Source organism: Pseudomonas sp. s4 (assembly GCF_046764235.1).
Classification (GTDB): domain Bacteria; phylum Pseudomonadota; class Gammaproteobacteria; order Pseudomonadales; family Pseudomonadaceae; genus Aquipseudomonas; species Aquipseudomonas asiatica.
On record NZ_CP177209.1, the window covers coordinates 1957072 to 1971464 of the forward strand.

The 14393-nt window shown below is 64.9% G+C and carries 16 protein-coding genes; 10 read left to right on the plus strand and 6 right to left on the minus strand.

Features of this window, described 5'->3' with window-relative positions:
• Window positions 1-11 precede the first annotated feature (11 nt).
• Window positions 12-275: a hypothetical protein gene (locus tag ACK56M_RS09135; RefSeq protein WP_003256287.1), complete on the plus strand. Its 264-nt coding sequence runs from the start codon at window positions 12-14 to the stop codon at window positions 273-275.
• An 18-nt stretch (window positions 276-293) separates the two neighbouring features.
• Here ACK56M_RS09135 and ACK56M_RS09140 read toward each other — a convergent pair whose 3' ends face one another.
• Window positions 294-776 carry an LEA type 2 family protein gene (locus tag ACK56M_RS09140; protein ID WP_013971807.1) on the minus strand — a complete coding sequence of 161 codons (483 nt, stop codon included), beginning with the start codon at window positions 774-776 and terminating at the stop codon, window positions 294-296.
• Between the two features lie 135 nt (window positions 777-911).
• Between ACK56M_RS09140 and ACK56M_RS09145 the strand changes: the two genes are divergently transcribed.
• Window positions 912-2033, plus strand: coding sequence for a sigma-70 family RNA polymerase sigma factor (locus ACK56M_RS09145; RefSeq protein WP_015269632.1), 1122 nt, complete (start codon window positions 912-914; stop codon window positions 2031-2033).
• Window positions 2034-2246: 213 nt separating this feature from the next.
• Window positions 2247-4673, plus strand: a complete 2427-nt coding sequence (locus ACK56M_RS09150) for a TonB-dependent receptor (RefSeq protein WP_015269633.1) — start codon at window positions 2247-2249, stop codon at window positions 4671-4673.
• Window positions 4674-4787: 114 nt separating this feature from the next.
• Here the strand turns inward: ACK56M_RS09150 and ACK56M_RS09155 are convergent, their stop codons facing one another.
• Complete coding sequence (locus tag ACK56M_RS09155; RefSeq protein WP_015269634.1) at window positions 4788-5678, minus strand: LysR family transcriptional regulator; 891 nt, start codon at window positions 5676-5678, stop codon at window positions 4788-4790.
• A gap of 102 nt (window positions 5679-5780) precedes the next feature.
• Here ACK56M_RS09155 and ACK56M_RS09160 point away from each other — a divergent pair, with 102 nt between their 5' ends.
• The 6 genes from ACK56M_RS09160 (at window position 5781) to ACK56M_RS09185 (ending at window position 11358) form a co-directional block, all read left to right on the plus strand.
• Window positions 5781-6860 (plus strand): extracellular solute-binding protein, encoded by a 1080-nt coding sequence (locus ACK56M_RS09160; protein WP_015269635.1) that lies wholly within the window; start codon window positions 5781-5783, stop codon window positions 6858-6860.
• Window positions 6861-6885: 25 nt separating this feature from the next.
• Window positions 6886-7851 carry an agmatinase gene (gene speB, locus ACK56M_RS09165; protein ID WP_015269636.1) on the plus strand — a complete coding sequence of 322 codons (966 nt, stop codon included), beginning with the start codon at window positions 6886-6888 and terminating at the stop codon, window positions 7849-7851.
• Between the two features lie 185 nt (window positions 7852-8036).
• Complete coding sequence (locus ACK56M_RS09170) at window positions 8037-8354, plus strand: hypothetical protein (RefSeq protein ID WP_003256290.1); 318 nt, start codon at window positions 8037-8039, stop codon at window positions 8352-8354.
• Window positions 8355-8377: 23 nt separating this feature from the next.
• Entirely contained in the window at window positions 8378-9526 is a 1149-nt protein-coding gene (locus ACK56M_RS09175) for a PQQ-dependent sugar dehydrogenase (RefSeq protein ID WP_015269637.1), read from the plus strand.
• A 129-nt stretch (window positions 9527-9655) separates the two neighbouring features.
• A complete protein-coding gene (gene zapE / locus ACK56M_RS09180; RefSeq protein WP_054573656.1) occupies window positions 9656-10762 on the plus strand; it encodes a cell division protein ZapE in 1107 nt (368 codons plus the stop codon).
• Between the two features lie 14 nt (window positions 10763-10776).
• Complete coding sequence (locus ACK56M_RS09185; RefSeq protein ID WP_100413486.1) at window positions 10777-11358, plus strand: DinB family protein; 582 nt, start codon at window positions 10777-10779, stop codon at window positions 11356-11358.
• A gap of 174 nt (window positions 11359-11532) precedes the next feature.
• Here the strand turns inward: ACK56M_RS09185 and ACK56M_RS09190 are convergent, their stop codons facing one another.
• The 4 genes from ACK56M_RS09190 to ACK56M_RS09205 all read right to left on the minus strand — a co-directional run bounded on the left by ACK56M_RS09190 (window position 11533) and on the right by ACK56M_RS09205 (window position 13717).
• Window positions 11533-12531 (minus strand): alpha/beta fold hydrolase, encoded by a 999-nt coding sequence (locus ACK56M_RS09190; protein ID WP_015269640.1) that lies wholly within the window; start codon window positions 12529-12531, stop codon window positions 11533-11535.
• A 75-nt stretch (window positions 12532-12606) separates the two neighbouring features.
• Window positions 12607-13044 (minus strand): YqaA family protein, encoded by a 438-nt coding sequence (locus ACK56M_RS09195; protein WP_013971818.1) that lies wholly within the window; start codon window positions 13042-13044, stop codon window positions 12607-12609.
• Complete coding sequence (locus tag ACK56M_RS09200) at window positions 13044-13472, minus strand: DUF411 domain-containing protein (RefSeq protein ID WP_100413507.1); 429 nt, start codon at window positions 13470-13472, stop codon at window positions 13044-13046. Before ACK56M_RS09200 ends, ACK56M_RS09195 begins: the two co-directional genes overlap by 1 nt.
• A gap of 14 nt (window positions 13473-13486) precedes the next feature.
• Complete coding sequence (locus tag ACK56M_RS09205; RefSeq protein WP_015269642.1) at window positions 13487-13717, minus strand: hypothetical protein; 231 nt, start codon at window positions 13715-13717, stop codon at window positions 13487-13489.
• A 24-nt stretch (window positions 13718-13741) separates the two neighbouring features.
• Here ACK56M_RS09205 and ACK56M_RS09210 point away from each other — a divergent pair, with 24 nt between their 5' ends.
• Window positions 13742-14392, plus strand: coding sequence for a hypothetical protein (locus ACK56M_RS09210; RefSeq protein ID WP_015269643.1), 651 nt, complete (start codon window positions 13742-13744; stop codon window positions 14390-14392).
• Window position 14393 lies beyond the last annotated feature (1 nt).

A 14393-nucleotide genomic window follows, 5' to 3' on the forward strand; every position in this document is an offset into this window, starting at 1 on the left:
CAGGTACCTTCATGAGTTTCAATCTGGCCAACATGAGCTTCGAGGAACGGGCGCAGATCGAGGCAGAGAAGGCCCGGCTGTTCGAGCTGTGGCAGAACAACCTGGGCAAGGCCAAGGGCGAAGCGGCACGGTTGATCGCCGAGAAACCACGGCGCAAAGGCAAATGGGCCGAGTGGGTGCGCGCCGAGCTGGATGGCATGTCGCCGCCCGAATACGCCAACATGGTGCGCAGCGAAGTCAACAAGCTGATGGCCGCAGCCAGCGCCAGCCGCTGATCACACCCCGCCAGGCGCCTACCAGTAGGCGCCCTTGGGCAGGTCCAGCTTGCCCTCGTCGGTAAAGCGCACGGTCCCCAGCAGCCCGCCGGCCAGCTTGCCGCGCAGCACATAGGGCAGGCCTTGCAGCGAGTCCACCTGGCCCAGCCCATAGGCCTGGCGCAGGAAGGAAAACGCCGTGATGCTCACCGGCACCACGATCACCGCTTCGCCATAACGGCCGATGTGCCCCTGCTGGTCGCTCACCCCGGCAGCCAGCGGCTGGCCGTTCACCTCCAGGTTCAGGGCGATGCCGTTGTAGTCGATCGGCGCCTCGTTGGGGTTTTGTACCCGCATCTTCACCGCCATGCGCAGTTCCAGCTCCTGCCCGGGCAGCGGCTCGATACCGATCACGCTGATATTGACCGGGTCGCGTGCCTGGAACAGCGCACAGGCTCCCAGGCCGCAGGCCAGCAGCAGGACCAGGAACAGGCGGGCGTAGCGGTGCAGACGGGCAGCCATGGAGTGCGACCTTGCCAGAGTGGGCGAATGGGCAGTGTGGCAAATACGCGTCGGCGTTGAAAGTCACCGTCCAGATGAAAGATACTGTTTCTCATTAACGCCCGATAACTTCTCCTACTGGCCGTTCCCGAACCCATGCTGACTTCTCCCGCGCCGGGCCTGCTGGCAAGCTTCCAGGAGCACTACGACGACCTGCTTCAGTTCCTGACCCGGCGCATGAGCGACCGTCAGCGCGCTGCCGATGTCGCGCAGGAAACCTACCTGAAGCTGGTCAACATCGACCAGCAGGCGGTGCCGGTGCTGCACGCGCGCAGTTTCATCTTCCGCGTGGCCGGCAACCTGGCGATCGATGCCTTGCGCCGCGAGCAGCGCATTGCCGCCAGCCACGACGACAGCGAGCGGGCAGGTGAGGTCGCCTGCCCGGCGCCGGCCCCGGAAGCGGCCTTGCTGGCCCGGGAGCGCTTGCAGATCCTCGACCAGGCGCTGCTGCAGCTGTCCGACAATGCCCGCCAGGCGCTGTTGCTCAACCGCGTCGACGGCCTGACCCAGGCGCAGATCGCGCAGCGCCTGGGGGTTTCCGAAAGCATGGTGGCGAAATACATCGGCCAGGCCCTGCGCCATTGCCGCAACTGGCTCAAACAGGCAGGGGTGGCTGCTGCACTGGTGTTGGCCGTTGGTGTGGCGGGTTGGCAGAAGGCGCCAATGCTGCTGGCGGATTACCACACCGGGGTAGGTGAGCGACAGGTGATTACTTTGGCAGATGGCACGCGGGTGACGCTGAACAGTGCCACAGCCCTGAGCGTGGTGTTCAGCGACCGTGAGCGGCGGGTGGTGCTGGAATCTGGTGAGGCCTTGTTCGAGACCACCGATGATTCACGGCCCTTTGTGGTCGATACGGCCGGTGAGCGGGTGCAGGGGAGTGCGGCCACCTTCAGCGTGCGTCGCGATGGCCGCGTGGTATTGGCCCATGGCGAAGCCAAGGTTGGCGAACATGAACTGGCAGTAGCGGCCGATGCCGGCACGCAGATGGCCTGGCAGCGCGGCAAGCTGATCTTCAACGGCAAGCCGCTGGGGCAGGTGCTGGCGGAGCTTGAGCGTTATCGGCATGGGCGGATCGTGTTGTCCGATAGCAAGCTGGCGGCGATGCAGGTCAGCGGGGTGTTCGACCTCGATGAGCCGGAGGCCCTGTTGCGGACCCTTGAGCAGCGTTATGGGCTGAAGGTGACCTACCTGCCGTGGTTGGCCGTGGTTCATTGATTCGCCTGTGCCGGCCTCTTCGCAGCACAAGGCTGCTCCTACAGCGAACTGTGATCCCTGTAGGAGCAGCCTCGTGCTGCGAAGAGGCCGGCACAGAAATAAAAATATTTTCCATTTGGCACTGCAAGTTCCTGCAAGCCAGATCGTCGTAGTGGGACTGATCAGCAACCAATTCTCATTTACGACTTGTCAGGAAGCTCATTCGTGCCTCTGATGCTCAAGCCCTTGCACCGCCGCCGCGGTCCGCTTCACCATGCCCTGATGTCCTGCAGTGCCCTGGCCATGCTGGTCGGCCCGCTGCAGGCATTTGCCTCGACCGCCACCGAACAGGCCCAGACTCAGGCCCGCCAGGTCCAGCTCGACCTGCCGGCCCAGCCGCTGGACCACGCCCTGACGACGTTCGCCGACCAGGCCGGCCTGCACCTGCTGTACACCACCGGCGACGTCGCCGGCCAGGCCAGCCCGGCCTTGCAGGGCAGCTACAGCATCGAGCAGGCGCTGCAGCAGTTGCTGGCCGGAAGTGGCATGGTTTGGCACTTCAGCGATGCCCGCACGGTGACCCTGCGCAAGGCCGACGCTGCGCCGCAGGCGATCAATCTCAAGCCGATCGAGGTCAGCGTGGCCTCGCGCACCAGCACCGCGATCAGTGAAATCCCCGGCACCGTGTGGGTGGTCGACCAGCAGCAGTTGCGCGAGCAGATCGACAGCGGCGTCAGCCTGAAGGAAGCCATCGGCAAGCTGGTGCCAGGCCTCGACCTGGCGCCGGAAGGCCGTACCAACTACGGCCAGAACATGCGCGGGCGCAATGTGCTGGTGATGATCGACGGGGTCAGCCAGAACAGCTCGCGCGGCCTGTCACGCCAGTTCGACAGCATTTCGCCGTTCAACGTCGAGCGCGTCGAAGTGCTGTCTGGCGCCAGTGCCATCTACGGTGGTGGCGCCACCGGCGGCATCATCAACATCGTGACCAAGAAGGGCGAACCCGGCCCGGCGCGTTTCGAGACCCAGCTCGGTGCCAGCAGCGGCTTCAACAACAGCGACGACCTGGCCACCCGCTTCGCCCAGTCGATCAGTGGCGGCAACGAACGGTTCAACGCCCGCCTGGGGGTTTCCGGAGAGCAGAACGAAGCCTTCTACGACGGCGCCGGCGACCAGATCTTCATCGACAACACCCAGACCGACCTGCAATACAACCGCACCATCGACGTGCTCGGCACCTTGGGGATGCAACTGAACGACCAGCAGAGCCTCGACCTGCTGGCCCAGTACTATGACTCGGGCAACCACGGCAGCACCGGCATTTACTTCCCTAACCTGAACTACAACGCCCCATCCGACCTGGAAGACGCCGAGCTGCGCAGTGGCTACTCGTCGGACCTGGAGCCGCGCACCCGGCGCCTGCTGCTGAACGCCAACTACCACCACACCGACGTGCTGGGGCAGGACTTCTACCTGCAGGCCTCGTACCGCAAGGAAGACGACAACTTCTACCCGTTCCCGTACTACAACCGCGCCACGCCCACCGGCTCGCGCGGGGTGTACTTCGCCGCCTCGCAGCAAAACTTCGAAGTCACCAGCCTCAAGGGCCTGTTCGCCAAGCAGTGGGACGCGCTGAAGCTGACCTACGGCGTGGACCTGGACCGCGAGCGCTTCAACGCCGAGCAGACCACCTTCAACGCCCAGACGTCGTCCGAGTCGGGTGGCCTGGAGCTGGAAAAGGAAAGCAAGGCCGCACGCTACCCCAGCTACCGGGTCGATGGCGTGTCGGTATACGCGCAGCTGGACTGGCATGCCACCGATAACCTGACCCTGTCCGGCGGCGCCCGGCGCCAGCAGATGGATGTGGACGTCAGCAACTTCAAGGGTGTGCCGGGTGGCAGCAACGATTACCAGGTCAACCTGTTCAACGTCGGTGCCATCTACGACTTCAAGAATGGCCACCAGGTATGGACCAACTACGGCGAAGGCTTCGACCTGCCCGACCCGGCCAAGTACTACGGCAAGCCCGGATTGAGCGTGGCCGACAACCCGCTGGCCGGCATCAAGAGCCGCCAGGTGGAACTGGGCTGGCGCTATGCCGACCTGGACTGGGATGCCCAGGCGGCGCTGTACTACATCTGGTCGGACAAGATCATCAACGTCGATTCGCAGACGCTGACCATCAATGTGGAAGACCAGAAAAGCCGTGACTTCGGTTTTGAGGGCGCTCTGACCCGACACTTCCAGACAGGCTGGGAAGCCGGTGGCACCCTGCACCTGACCCGCTCCGAGGAGGAGGATGTCGATGGCGGCTGGATCAAGCGCGATGCCCGCTATGCCTCGTTGTCCAAGGCTACCGCGTTCGTCGGCTGGAAGGGCGATGGCCGCAGTGCGCGGCTACAGGCCAACCATGCCTTCAGCCTGAAGGACGATGCCGACCACGAGATCGACGGCTACACCACCTTCGACCTGCTGGGCAGCCAGGATACCGGCTTCGGCACCTTCAGCGCCGGCATCCAGAACCTGCTGGACAAGCAATACAGCACGGTCTGGGGGCAGCGTGCGACGCTGTTCTACTCGCCGACCTACGGGCCGGCTTACCTGTATGACTACCAAGGGCGCGGGCGTACCTACACGCTGACCTGGAGCATGGCTTACTGATTGATGTTGTCTGACCTGGCCTCTTCGCGGGCTTGCCCGCTCCCACAGGTACGGCGCCGCCCTCAGGCATTGTGAGGCCCCTGTGGGAGCGGGCAAGCCCGCGAAGAGGCCAGGTCAGGCAAACGACGCCAGCAAATCCTGCGCAAACGCCTGCTGTGCCTCGCCAACCGCTTGCGCCCGGTGCCTGGCCAGGGTAAACGGCACCACAAAGTCCAACCCCGGGTCCAGCGCCCATAACAGCCCCTCAGCCTCCCAAGCTTGCGCACAATGGCATGGCAGATAGCCAATATGCCGCCCCGACAGAATGAACGTCAGCACGCTCTCGATCTGCTCCGCCACCGCCATGCTGCGCTGGCTCTGGAACGGCTCACCGCCCTTGAGAAACCGGTACGGATGGCGCACCTGGTCCATCGCCAGCAACCGCTCCCGGCCAACACCAGCCTCACCGAACAGCACATGGCCCTTGCCGCAATACAGCCGTTGCCGCTCCTGGAACAGCGGCTGGTAGTCGAAGGCTGCCTGGTTGCCGGAAAAGTAGCTGATGGCGTAATCCAGCCGCTGCTCCAGCAACAAGCGCTCCAGCTCTGCCGGTGGCGCACTGATCAGTTCCAGCTGCACCGCCTCCTCGCGCCTGCGAAACGCCGCAATGGCCGCCGCCAGCTTCAGGCTCACCGCCTTGTCCTGGTTCTCCGCCATGCCTATGCGCACGGTCCCCAGCAGCCGCCCGGCAACGCCATTGGCCTGCTGGCGAAACTGTTCGATGTTCAGCAATAGCCCACGGGCGGCGTCCAGCAACAACGCGCCCTTTTCCGTCAGGTGAAAGCCACCTTTGCCGCGGCTGCACAGGCGGTAGCCCAGCCGCGCTTCCAGCTGCGCCATGCGCTGGCTGATGGTGGGCTGGCTCAGGCCCAGCACGCCTTGCGCGGCGCTGAAGCCACCGGCCTCGACTACAGTGACGAACAGCCGCAGCAGATGCAGGTCGGGGTCGTGCACTTGTCCGAGCATTACATTGCTCCTGATGAATGTCAGCTTTGCAAACTTGCCATTCCTGCAATGTAACCCGGCTGGCATGCTCGCGGCATCCACCCATTTGCCGAGGTGTTCGCCATGCGTCGATCGTTGTGCCTGCTGTCCCTGGTCCTGGCCTTGCCGCTGCAGGCCGAAGAAAAGGTCGTCAACCTCTACAGCTGGGCCGACTATGTCGCCCCGCAAACCCTCCAGCGCTTCGAGCGGGAAACCGGCTACAAAGTGCGCTATGACACCTTCGACACCACCGAAGTGCTGGAAACCAAGCTGCTGACCGGTGGTAGCGGTTATGACGTGGTGGTGCCGTCGTCAACCGTACTGGCCCGGGCGCTCAAGGCAAATGCCCTGCAGCCGTTCGATCCCCAGGCCATGCCCGGCTATGCCAACCTCGACAAGGACCTGCTGGCCAAGCTCGCAGAGGCCGACCCCGGCAACCGCCATGCCGTGCCCTACACCTGGGGCACCCTGGGCCTGGGGGTGAATGTGGAAGCGGTGCGCCAGCGCCTGGGTGATGTACCGCTGGACAGCCTCGACCTGCTGTTCAAGCCCGAGTACGCCAGCCGGCTGAAGGACTGCGGCATCGCCATGCCCGACTCGCCCCAGGAGGTGATCGGCGTGGCCCTGAACTACCTGGGCAAGGACCCTTACAGCCAGGACAAGGACGACCTGGCCGCCGCGCAGAACCTGCTGAGCCAGCTGCAGCCGTCGATCAGCTACGTCGCCAATGGCCGGCAGATCAGCGACCTGGCCAACGGTAGCGTGTGCCTGGCGCTGACCTACAACGGCGATGCGGCGATGGCCGCCGACCAGGCGCGTCGCGCAGGCAAACCGTTCGAGCTGATCTACCGCATCCCCCGCGAAGGCACGCTGGTGTGGCAGGACAACCTGGTCATTCCCAAGGACGCCCCGCACCCCGAGGCCGCGCGGGCGTTCATCGCCTTCATGCTCAAGCCCGAGTCGGTCGCCGCGCTGACCAACACGCTGTTCTTCGCCAACGCCAACCAGGCGGCCACGCCGCTGGTGGACGAAGCAGTGCGCAACGACCCGGACATCTACCCGTCGGCCGCGGTGCGCCAGCGCCTGTATGCCGACCGCAGCATGGCCCTGGCCGACCTGCGCCAGCGCAACCGCCTGTGGACCGCGTTCCGCAGCCGCCAGTAACCGATAACGACAAAGGAGCTCGACCGTGGAGCAAGCCGTAAACAACGACCAGGCCATGACCCGCGACAGCCTGTATGGCACCGCTGCGGAAAGTACCTACGCCGGTATTACCAGTTTCTCTCGCCGCCGCTACAGCCGCGACCTGCGTGGTGTCGATGTGGTGGTCAGTGGTGTGCCGTTCGATACTGCCACCAGCAACCGCCCCGGTGCGCGCTTCGGCCCGCGGGCGATCCGCGCCGCCTCGGTGCAGCAGGCCTGGGCCCGGCACTGGCCATGGGCGTTCGACCCGTTCGACCACCTGGCGGTGATCGACTATGGCGATTGCGCCTTCGACAGCGGCACCCCGCAGTCGGTACCGGACAGCATCGAGGCCCATGCCACGCATATTCTGGAAGCAGGCTGCGCCATGCTCACCCTGGGTGGCGACCACTTCATCAGCTACCCGCTGCTCAAGGCCCATGCCCGTCGCCATGGCCCGCTGGCGCTGATCCACTTCGATGCGCACAGCGACACCTGGCCGGACGAGGAAGGCAAGCGCATCGACCACGGCACCATGTTCTGGCATGCCGCCCGCGAAGGCCTGGTGGACCCGGCCAGCTCGGTGCAGATCGGCCTGCGCACCACCAATGACGACAGCCAGGGCTTTGCCATCCTCGACGCCCGCCAGGTGCACCGGCAGGGCACCGAGGCGGTGATCGCGGCGATTCGCCAGCGGGTGGGCGAGCGGCCGGTTTACCTGACCTTCGATATCGACTGCCTCGACCCGGCGTATGCGCCCGGTACCGGCACGCCGGTGTGCGGTGGGCTGAGCACGGTGCAGGCGCTGGAGATCCTTGGCGGGCTGCGCGGCATCAACCTGGTGGGCATGGACCTGGTGGAGGTGGCGCCAGCCTATGACCATGCCGACATCACCGCGCTGGCCGGGGCGACCCTGGCGATGGAAATGCTGTGCCTGTATGCGGCGCGGCACAAGGTGGACAAGGGCCAGTAATTCGGCGTCCGTAGGGGGGTTGTGGGAGCGGCCTTGTGTCGCGAAAGGGCTGCGCAGCAGCCCCCAAGGCCCATACTGAAACATCAGGAATCATCTCCACCCGCATTCACACTTTTGCCGCGAACCCTTCGCGCCTTAGGCTATCAAACCCACCAGGCGCGGCATTTTCGTACAGGAGGTGAAGCATGACCCCGACCTTGCCCATCCTGGCCCTCGGCCTGGTGCTGTGCCTGCCCGCGCAAGCGGCCCCCGAGCCGCCCTTGCAACTCGCCGCCGGCAACAACAACCCCTACAACAGCCCGATCCAGCGCGCCAACCCCAACAGCCGACAGGGCAGCATGCCGGCCACGCCTCCCGTGCGCGGCCCGTCCACCGACCCGTACCAGCGCACGCCCACCCTGGACAACCGCGGCATCGGCAATGGCGACAACCTGCGCCGCCAGCAACAAACCCCGAACCTGGAGCCCAGCCGACCACCCCGCGACAACCCGCGCGCGCCATGAGCGGCCTACGAAAGGAATCCTGCATGCTTCGAGCACCCTGGCTTGTAACCCTGACCGCCGCCGCAGTCCTGCCCCTTTTGGCGCAGGCGGCGGCCGAACAGCAGTTTCGCAGTGAAGAAGGCACCTTGACCGTCAGCACCCTGGCCGACGGCCTGCGCAATCCCTGGGCCCTGGCGTTCCTGCCGGGCGGCAAGGACATGCTGGTCACCGAGCGTGCCGGCAACTTGCGGGTGGTCAATGCCGAAGGCAAGGTCGGCCCGCCGATCAGCGGTGTGCCCAAGGTCTGGGCCGAGGGCCAGGGCGGCTTGCTGGATGTGGTGCTGTCGCCGGAGTTCGCCAAGGACCGCACCGTCTACCTGTCCTACGCCGAAGAGGGCAGTGACGGCAAGGCCGGTACGGCGGTCGGCCGTGGCCAGTTGTCCCAGGACCGCGCCCGGCTGGAAAACTTCAACGTCATCTTCCGCCAGCAGCCCAAACTGTCGGAGGGCAACCACTTTGGCTCGCGTCTGGTGTTCGACCGCGACGGCTACCTGTTCATCGCCCTCGGTGAAAACAACCAGCGCCCGACTGCCCAGGACCTGGACAAGCTGCAAGGCAAGATCGTGCGTATCTTGCCGGACGGCGAAGTGCCCAGGGACAACCCCTTCGTCGGCAAGGACAATGTGCGGCCGGAGATCTGGTCGTTCGGCCACCGCAATCAGCAAGGCGCCGCACTCAACCCCTGGACCGGCAAGCTGTGGACCCACGAGCATGGCCCGCGCGGCGGCGACGAGATCAACATTCCCGAACCCGGCAAGAACTATGGCTGGCCGATTGCGACCCACGGCATCAACTACTCGCTGCTGCCGATCCCCGAGGCCAAGGGCAAGCATGTACAGGGTATGGTCGACCCGCACCATGTATGGGAGAAGTCGCCGGGTATCAGCGGCATGGCGTTCTACGACAGCCTTAGGTTCAAGGCCTGGGACCACAATCTGTTCATTGGCGCGCTGGCCACCCAGGATCTGATCCGCCTGCAACTGGATGGCGACAAGGTGGTGCATGAAGAGCGTTTGCTGGGTGAGCTGAAGGCGCGTATCCGCGATGTGCGGGTGGGGCCGGATGGCTACCTGTATGTGCTGACCGATGACAAGGACGGCGCGCTGCTGAAAGTTGGATTGGGAGATAGCTGAGCCAAAGTCACTTGCACCGGCCTCATCGCCGGCAAGCCAGCTCCCACCTCGACCGCATTGGCCCCAAGCCATGCGCTATCCCTGTGGGAGCTGGCTTGCCGGCGATGAGGCCGGTGCAGATAATGCCGCATGGCTATCGATCCCCATTCCCTCTACCAGCAGGCCCTGACCACCCAGGGCTATGTCGCCGACCCCGCCCAGGCCCGCGCCGTCGAAGCCTTGCAGGCCTGTTTCCAGGCCGTCGAACAGGGCCGCCCCACCCAGGGTATCTACCTCTGGGGCCCGGTCGGCCGGGGCAAGACCTGGCTGATGGACCAGTTCCACCGCTGCCTGCGGGTACCCAGCCGGCGCCAGCACTTCCATCACTTCATGGCCTGGGTCCACCAGCGCCTGTTCCAGCTCAACGGCACCGCCGACCCGCTGCTGGCGCTGGCCGGGGAACTGGCCGGGCAGATTCGCGTGCTGTGCTTCGACGAGCTGTTCGTCAACGACATCGGTGACGCGATCATCCTCGGCCGCCTGTTCCAGGTACTGTTCGACCAAGGCGTGGTGATTGTCGCCACCTCTAACCAGCCACCCGAGCAGCTGTACCGCGACGGTTTCAACCGCGAGCGGTTCCTGCCGGCCATCGCCGCCATCCAGCGGCACATGCAGGTGCTGCCGGTAGCCGGCGAGCAGGACCACCGCCTGCACCCCGGCGCCGAGCGCCAGCGTTACTGGGTGGCGCAAGCGGGGCAGGCCAGCCAGCTGGGCGAGGTGTTCCGCCAGCTCAGCCCCGGCGACGAAGGCCACGATCAGCCCTTGGCGATCGGCTCCCGGCAGGTGCAGGTGGTGCGGCGCAGCGCGCAGGCCATCTGGTGCCGTTTCACCGACCTGTGCGAACAGCCGCTGGCGGCCATGGAGTTCATGGCCCTGTGCGACCGGTTCCCGGCCATCCTGGTGTCGGGCATTCCGGCGCTGGGGGGTGAACAGCGGGCCGGGCGTATTGCCCGGGGCACCGAGGATGCTGCGGCGCGGGTGGCAGCGGGCGACCGCGAGCTGCCGGCGCTGTCGCCCAAGGACGACGCGGTGCGCCGCTTCATAGCCCTGGTCGACGAATGCTACGACCGCCGGGTGGCGTTGTACCTGGAGGCACAGGTGCCGCTGGATGCCCTCTACACTCAAGGGTATCTGGCGTTCCCGTACCAACGGACCCTGAGCCGGCTACGGGAGATGCAACTGCAACGCTTCGCCTGAAAAGGAGCCGAACCATGGAGCCGCTGTCGCATCATCTGCTGACCCAGGCCTACAACAATGGCTGGGCCAACCACCGTCTGTACAAGGCCTGCCTGCAACTGACCCAGGACGAATTCGTCGCCCCCCGCTGCAGTTTTTTCCCGTCGATCAAGGCCACCCTCAACCACCTGCTGACGGTGGACTGGTTCTACCTGCACATGCTCGAGTGCGAGCAGCGTGGCGAGCAGCCCGACGCCGACGGCGAGCGCTTCTTCGACCCCGAACAGCCGTTTGCCACCTGCACCGACCTGCACGCCGAACAGGCCCAGGCCGATCACCGGCTGATCGCCTATTGCCGGGGCCTGCGCGATGGTGAGCTGGCGCGCTATGTGAGCATCGTGCGCCCCGAGCGGGTACAGCGCGAGCAACGGCTGCGGTTGTTGGCGCACCTGTTCGAGCACCAGATACATCATCGTGGGCAGGTGCATGCGATGCTCAGTGATACGGCAGTGAGGCCGCCGCAGCTGGATGAGTTTTTCTGCGAGGAAGAGGCGAGGTTGCGGGTGGCGGATTTTGCCGAGCTGGGCTGGACCGAGGAGCAGGTCTGGAAGATGTGACGGGCCAAAGGGGCTGCTGCGCAGCCCATCGCCGGCAAGCCAGCTCCCACCTCGACCGCGCTACGCTCAAGAGCTGGGCAGCTTCCACAGGTGTTGAACAAAGCTTGAGGTTGATGCGGTCAAGTGGGAGCTGGCTTGCCGGCGATGGGCCGCAAAGCGGCCCCCAAATTAGATCTAGCGCCCTAACCACTCGACCAGCGTACGGTTGAACCGCACCGGCTCCTCGATCTGCGGCGCATGCCCCATGCCTTCAAAGGTAATCAGCTCACCCTTGGGGATCAGCTTGGCCACCTGCGGCCCCAGCACTGCATACTTGCCCAGCTTCGCTTTCACCTCCGGCGGCGCGATATCACTGCCGATGGCCGTGGTGTCCTGGTCACCGATCAGCAGCAGGGTGGGCATCTGCAGGTCCTTGAACTCGTGGTACACCGGCTGGGTGAAGATCATGTCGTAGATCAGCGCCGAGTTCCACGCCACTGCTTCATGCCCCGGCCCCTTGTTCAGGCCCACCAGCATCTGCACCCAGCGCTCGTACTCCGGCTTCCAGCGCCCGGCGTAGTAGGTCTTGCGCTCATACTCGCGCACGCCGTTGGCATCCAGCTTGAGCTCGCGCGCATACCACTGGTCCACCGTGCGGTAGGGCACGCCCAGGGCTTTCCAGTCTTCCAGCCCGATGGGGTTGACCATCGCCAGGCGCTCCACCTGCTGCGGGTACATCAACGCATAGCGGGTGGCGAGCATGCCGCCGGTGGAGTGGCCGAGCACGATGCTTTGCTTCACCCCCAGCTGTTCGAGCAGGGCATGGGTATTGCTCGCCAGTTGCTGGAAGCTGTACTGGTAATACGCCGGCTTGCTGGAGCTGCAGAAGCCGACCTGATCGGGGGCGATGACCCGGTAGCCAGCCTTGCTCAAAGCATCGATGGTGGTTTCCCAGGTGGCGGCGCAGAAGTTCTTGCCATGCATCAGCACCACGCTGTGACCGTTGGCCTGGCCCTGGGCGGGCACGTCCATGTAGCCCATCTGCAGGGCCTGACCCTGGGACTTGAAGTCGAAATGCTTGAGCGGATGCGGGTAGCTGAAGCCTTCCAACTGAGGACCGTAGGTGGGCGATTCGGCGGCGATGGCCGAACTGCCGGCGAGGCAGGCCAGGGCCAGGGCGGTTGCGCGCAGCATGGGGGCACTCCGTGTAGGGCCATGTAGGAAGGGGCGACTGTAGCAGTCAGTGGACCACGCGGAACGTGAAAGGTGTTACCAGGCGTGAAACCAGCCCAGGGTAATCATCGCCAGCACCCCATAGCGGCCGGCCTTGGCCAGGGTCACCAGCAGCAGGAAGCGCCAGAACGGCTCACGCATGATGCCGGCGATTAGCGTCAGCGGGTCACCGATCACCGGCATCCAGCTGAGCAGCAACGACCATTGCCCCCAGCGCTGGTAGCGCTGCTGCGCGCGCTCCAGCTGGGCAGGGCTGAACGGGAACCAGCGCTTGTCACGCAGATGCTCGATGGCCCGGCCCAGCACCCAGTTGACCACCGAGCCCAGCACATTGCCCAGGGTCGCCACCAGCAGCAGGGTGGCCCAGGCCTCGGGCTGGCGCAGCAAAAGGCCGACCAGCACGGCCTCCGATTGCAGCGGTAGCAGGGTGGCGGCGCCGAAGGCGCTGAGGAACAGCGCCCACAGGCTGAGCATCAGTAGTTGGCGACCACGGTGTCCTTGCCGTCCTGGGTCACGCCGATGACCTGGTAGGCATCCTTGTGGTCACCCATTTCCATGCCGGGCGAGCCCATGGGCATGCCCGGCACGGCCAGGCCCTTGAGGTCGTTGCGCTTGGCCAGCAGGCGCACCTGCTCGGCCGGCACATGGCCTTCGACGAACTTGCCATCGATCACCCCGGTATGGCACGACGCCAGGCGTGGCGCCACGCCCAGGTGTTGCTTCACCTCGCTCATGTTCGGCTCGACATGGTCGTTGACGGTGAAGCCGTTGTCGCGCAGGTGGCTGATCCAGGCCTTGCAGCAGCCACAGTTGGGGTCGCGGTAGACGTCGATGGTCTCGGCAGCCTGGGCCAGGCCGGTGATGGCCAGCAGGCCCAGGGGCAGCAGGTGTTTACGCAGCATCATGAAACACTCCTTCAAAAACGTGGGCGGATACCGGCGACCAGGCCTGTGCCTTGCTCGCGCCCGGTGTCGTTGCGGCCCCAGGGGCGGTCCGGTATCCAGCGGTTGGCCAGCAGCATAGCGCAAGCGGCCTTCAGGCGCAGCGCGGCCTGTTGCCCTTCACCAGCGTTGCCAGGCAGCCAGTCTACCTGCCAGGTACTGGTTCCGGATGCCGGCCTGTCATCACGCTGGCTAACGTGCGGCACACCTATCTGAGAGCCTGCTTGATCATGACCCTACCACTGGACTGCCTGTTGTACTCCAAGACCAATCTGATCGGCATCGGACCAAACCTGTCCGAAGAGGAACGCCTGGACGTGCAAACGTTGCTGGACCATGCCGATGAGTTCGCAAGCCGCTTTCTCGACCGGGACGAACTATGGAAAAGCTGGTTCGACCGCTTCCGCAATCGCCTGGAGAAACATGGCTGCGTAAGGACGGCCGCCCTGGAGTTACCGCCCCAGGTCATCAGGGACCATGACGATTTCGATACCAGGCTCGAGCCCATCGGCACAGGCAGCACACCGACGCTGTTGGCCCAACTGGCGCGCGCATCCATGCAGGAACTGCGAATCAGTGCACACGCCAGCAAGTTCCTGCAGTCGGGTTGGCAGAACGACGTCGCCTCATCCTTTCTGATCACACCCTGCCAGAAGGACGAGGAGGGCCAGATCCATCTGGCGGTCTACTCGTTTCGCTTCAATGGCACCGTGGAGATGCGCGACTTCGGATTCTGGAGCGAGACCCAGCGTGACATCGTCGTGTGGAACACCGGCACTGTTTATCGTTTTGACGTGGAACGTTTTGCCGGTTTCCGTCAGCAGATTCGTAAAGAGTTGGGCGACCGACGGCTTGGTGCCGTTACCAGGATCGAGCTCTAGC

Excerpts from the sequence above, each read along its gene's own strand:
- ACK56M_RS09185 (WP_100413486.1), top strand. The coding sequence starts at position 10,777 with ATGGAGCCGCTGTCGCATCATCTGCTGACCCAGGCCTACAACAATGGC.
- ACK56M_RS09145 (WP_015269632.1), top strand. The coding sequence starts at position 912 with ATGCTGACTTCTCCCGCGCCGGGCCTGCTGGCAAGCTTCCAGGAGCAC.
- ACK56M_RS09140 (WP_013971807.1), bottom strand. The coding sequence starts at position 776 with ATGGCTGCCCGTCTGCACCGCTACGCCCGCCTGTTCCTGGTCCTGCTG.
- ACK56M_RS09175 (WP_015269637.1), top strand. The coding sequence starts at position 8,378 with ATGCTTCGAGCACCCTGGCTTGTAACCCTGACCGCCGCCGCAGTCCTG.
- ACK56M_RS09160 (WP_015269635.1), top strand. The coding sequence starts at position 5,781 with ATGCGTCGATCGTTGTGCCTGCTGTCCCTGGTCCTGGCCTTGCCGCTG.
- ACK56M_RS09150 (WP_015269633.1), top strand. The coding sequence starts at position 2,247 with ATGCTCAAGCCCTTGCACCGCCGCCGCGGTCCGCTTCACCATGCCCTG.
- ACK56M_RS09210 (WP_015269643.1), top strand. The coding sequence starts at position 13,742 with ATGACCCTACCACTGGACTGCCTGTTGTACTCCAAGACCAATCTGATC.
- ACK56M_RS09135 (WP_003256287.1), top strand. The coding sequence starts at position 12 with ATGAGTTTCAATCTGGCCAACATGAGCTTCGAGGAACGGGCGCAGATC.
- zapE (WP_054573656.1), top strand. The coding sequence starts at position 9,656 with ATGGCTATCGATCCCCATTCCCTCTACCAGCAGGCCCTGACCACCCAG.
- ACK56M_RS09200 (WP_100413507.1), bottom strand. The coding sequence starts at position 13,472 with ATGCTGCGTAAACACCTGCTGCCCCTGGGCCTGCTGGCCATCACCGGC.
- ACK56M_RS09170 (WP_003256290.1), top strand. The coding sequence starts at position 8,037 with ATGACCCCGACCTTGCCCATCCTGGCCCTCGGCCTGGTGCTGTGCCTG.
- ACK56M_RS09155 (WP_015269634.1), bottom strand. The coding sequence starts at position 5,678 with ATGCTCGGACAAGTGCACGACCCCGACCTGCATCTGCTGCGGCTGTTC.
- ACK56M_RS09190 (WP_015269640.1), bottom strand. The coding sequence starts at position 12,531 with ATGCTGCGCGCAACCGCCCTGGCCCTGGCCTGCCTCGCCGGCAGTTCG.
- ACK56M_RS09195 (WP_013971818.1), bottom strand. The coding sequence starts at position 13,044 with ATGCTCAGCCTGTGGGCGCTGTTCCTCAGCGCCTTCGGCGCCGCCACC.